The organism is Collinsella sp. AM43-1 (assembly GCF_003467925.1).
Taxonomy (GTDB): Bacteria; Actinomycetota; Coriobacteriia; order Coriobacteriales; family Coriobacteriaceae; genus Collinsella.
This window is the reverse complement of record NZ_QSFR01000036.1, coordinates 1-2,902: the sequence shown is the minus strand read 5'-3', so window position 1 is coordinate 2,902 and position 2,902 is coordinate 1. Positions and strand designations below refer to the sequence as shown.

The following is a 2,902-nucleotide window of genomic DNA, read 5'->3' as shown; positions in this document are numbered from 1 at the left end:
GCTGGGGTAGAGGTGGTAGAAGCCGTCGAAAAGGCTCTTGACTACTTTCGATTGATGCTCAGTGCTCATTGTATTCGCTACGATTAAACTCGGCACAGGGGATACTGGTTTTCCGTGCGAAAACGCTCATGCCGCTAAATTGAGCGACCGCCTGTACTGCAGCGGGATCATCCGCCCGAGCGATCCCTTAATCTGTCGCCCGTTGCGCCAATCGGCAGAAGCCACGCGTGGACGCTAATCGCTCGAGCGAATCGTCGTCGGTTTCCGTTTAACGATTTCTTTTTCCGCTATTATCTGACCCTCGGACTTCCTCGTGATAGAAGTAGTCCACGATCACCGGATGCCCCTGGGGGACTCTGCCATAAGGCATTTCGTTGTCCACAAAGGGGCAATCGTACTTCTTGGCCATTTCCTCGGCTTTTACTTCAAGCGCTTCAAAATAGCTACGGTTGCGCTTGTTATAGATCTCATCGTAAAGCGGTACGAGATTGGGATGTTTCTCGGCGATATAATCCAGGATCGCTTTTTTGAAACCACCCCGAAGATTGAGATTTTCGAGCCAAAACAAATCGCACCGATCTTTTACTCGCTCAAAAATCATCTCAAAATCCGTGATGCCGGGAAATACCGGGGACACGAAGCAGACCGTACGGATACCTTCGTCATACACCTGCTTCATAGCAGCGATACGACGCTCGATGCTCGACGCGGAGTCCATATCGTTCTTGAAGTTCTCATCCAGCGTGTTGATCGACCATGAAACGGTCACTCGTCCAAGCCTCTTCAGCAGATCGATATCCCGTACCACAAGATCGGACTTTGTGCAGATCAGAATATCTGCATCGCTGCCAATCAGCTGCTCCAGGAGTTTCCTGGTATTCCCGAATCGCTCCTCCTGTGGATTGTAGCCATCCGTCACAGAACCGATAACCACCCGCTGTCCAGCGTATTTCTTCGGATTCTTGATTTCCGGCCAATGCTTCACATCAAGAAAGGTGCCCCATTCCTCCTTGTGTCCGGTAAAGCGCTTCATAAAGGAGGCATAGCAATACTTACAGGCATGCGTGCAGCCTACATAGGGATTGACCGAGTAGCCGCCTACCGGCAGGCTGGACTTGGTCATGATGTTCTTTGCTTCCACCTCATTGATGAGGATTCCATCGATCACTTCCGCCATGTTCTCTGCGCCTCCAGCACTCTTTCGAATTCTTCCGGCAATTCCTGAATCATGTTTTCGTCCCCTATGACAGAGACGAGGTCTTCCTTCATAAACATTGGAATGCCAAGCGCGTGCGCCTGGTCCGTCAAAGACCATGCCCACTCCGGTTCCGTATGAACCTTCCTGCTCTGCGCCCCGGTCATGGTACCGACGACGATCCAGTTGATTCCGGAAAGGTCGACCGTACCGGGATCGTCGAATAGCGGCTCAAAAGTAACGAAGAAGTGATTTGCTTTGACGTTTTTCCGAAGGGCGTCGATACGCCACAGCTCCGCTTTCCTCGTCACCGTAACGCCGAACCATGCGTTTTCCAGGTCGGTATCTAAATCCAGCAAATCGGGTCTCTTGGTCAGGAACAGGAACTGATGCTGTGGATTCTCATGGATCTTTGCAAATACCTCGTCTCGCCATTCCAGCTTCCACCCGGAGAGATCGCTCATGCCGGTAAGGAGAAAGTTCTGCGGGCGTTTCTTTTCCATCATCTTGAGCTTGCTCGGGAAGAACGCAGGATCAGCGAAGTCGTCAATCATATGCCAACGTTTCACATTGTTACGGGCATAGCAATATGGACACCCCACCGTGCAGCCGATGACGATATTCATATTCTGAATCTGATTTTTGATGCAGATGCTCATAACGCCTGCCTACCTGCCTCTCCCGTAAACACGCAATCAGCCTCCCCCACCTTGCGGGCAAAAGCCTCGATATCTTGCTTGCAAGCAGCAGGCTCGCAATCGCTCAAATCGTATGACGTGCCGCCGTTTCGATAGACGGCCCGATGGGAAAACGATCGGCTGACAAGCCCGATGCCGAGCTTCTCGCACAGGGTCATCCGTGCTCCCTTTCAGCTATAAAAAACAGGTGTCTATAAACAGTATCCTTGTTGATTTTCGCAGGGGCAATGAACAAACGCGTGCACCTGTCGATAAACGAACAGCTACTGGACATTGTCAAACGACTCAGATTGGAGAGGCGATGGGAGAAACCAAGATCGACCGCCGGCGGCGCTACACCCTCTCGGTCATACAGGAGGCGTTCTTCGCGCTGCTGGCCGAGGTCGGCTTCGCGAAGATGACGGTGGCGGACATCTGCCGCCGCGCCGAGATCAACCGGGGAACGTTCTATCTGCATTGCGAGGATAAGTACGCGCTGCTCGATGCGCTTATCGACGAGGCATTGGCAGCGGCTCCCCCGCTTGAGGGGGTTGAATCGGCAACGCTTTGCCAGCGTCCGCCGGCAGACGACGATTATCGCCTGCTTTATTCGGACAGCGACGCATACGCTCGCGTAGCCCAGCGCGTCATAGAACGCGGAGCGGAGCAGATGGTTCCCTGGGTCATGGAGAAAACAGGGCTTTCACGCGAAGACGCCTTCCTGCTCTTCGTCCACAACGTCCAGGGCAATCTGGCCGTCAACCGCCTGCTCGGCTGGAGACGAGGCCCCGAGTTCGCCCATGCCCAGGAGCTGCTCAACGCCTATTCCGAAGGGGGCTTACTGGCGGTATCCGCTCTTCGCGATTCCGATAACCCATCGTGACCTGCGATTCAGGAATACCAGCCTCCGAGCCCTCTCGTTCGGAGGCTGCGGCTAAAACCTCATTGCGCGTCTACCGCTCCGCGTTACTCGCCACCTGCCCGCGCCACCGAGAGCAGGGCGCCCAAATCGGCTTGGATCGCCTCTGCC

The 2,902-nt window shown here is 54.1% G+C and carries 4 protein-coding genes; 1 reads left to right on the top strand and 3 read right to left on the bottom strand.

The annotated features are described in order from the left end of the window. Positions 1-268: 268 nt before the first annotated feature. The 3 genes from DW925_RS09890 to DW925_RS09880 are packed head-to-tail and all read right to left on the bottom strand — an operon-like array spanning position 269 to position 2,051. Positions 269-1,177: a radical SAM mobile pair protein B gene (locus tag DW925_RS09890; RefSeq protein WP_055252675.1), complete on the bottom strand. Its 909-nt coding sequence runs from the start codon at positions 1,175-1,177 to the stop codon at positions 269-271. Next, a complete protein-coding gene (locus DW925_RS09885; protein WP_117790917.1) occupies positions 1,165-1,854 on the bottom strand; it encodes a radical SAM mobile pair protein A in 690 nt (229 codons plus the stop codon). Before DW925_RS09885 ends, DW925_RS09890 begins: the two co-directional genes overlap by 13 nt. Further along, the gene (locus DW925_RS09880; protein ID WP_089572807.1) at positions 1,851-2,051 is read right to left on the bottom strand and encodes a hypothetical protein; all 201 of its coding nucleotides are present in this window, start codon (positions 2,049-2,051) and stop codon (positions 1,851-1,853) included. Before DW925_RS09880 ends, DW925_RS09885 begins: the two co-directional genes overlap by 4 nt. 143 nt (positions 2,052-2,194) lie before the next feature. Between DW925_RS09880 and DW925_RS09875 the strand changes: the two genes are divergently transcribed. Continuing rightward, the gene (locus DW925_RS09875; RefSeq protein ID WP_117790916.1) at positions 2,195-2,755 is read left to right on the top strand and encodes a TetR/AcrR family transcriptional regulator; all 561 of its coding nucleotides are present in this window, start codon (positions 2,195-2,197) and stop codon (positions 2,753-2,755) included. The last annotated feature ends 147 nt before the right edge of the window (positions 2,756-2,902 follow it).

Excerpts from the sequence above, each read along its gene's own strand:
- DW925_RS09890 (WP_055252675.1), bottom strand. The coding sequence starts at position 1,177 with ATGGCGGAAGTGATCGATGGAATCCTCATCAATGAGGTGGAAGCAAAG.
- DW925_RS09885 (WP_117790917.1), bottom strand. The coding sequence starts at position 1,854 with ATGAGCATCTGCATCAAAAATCAGATTCAGAATATGAATATCGTCATC.
- DW925_RS09880 (WP_089572807.1), bottom strand. The coding sequence starts at position 2,051 with ATGACCCTGTGCGAGAAGCTCGGCATCGGGCTTGTCAGCCGATCGTTT.
- DW925_RS09875 (WP_117790916.1), top strand. The coding sequence starts at position 2,195 with ATGGGAGAAACCAAGATCGACCGCCGGCGGCGCTACACCCTCTCGGTC.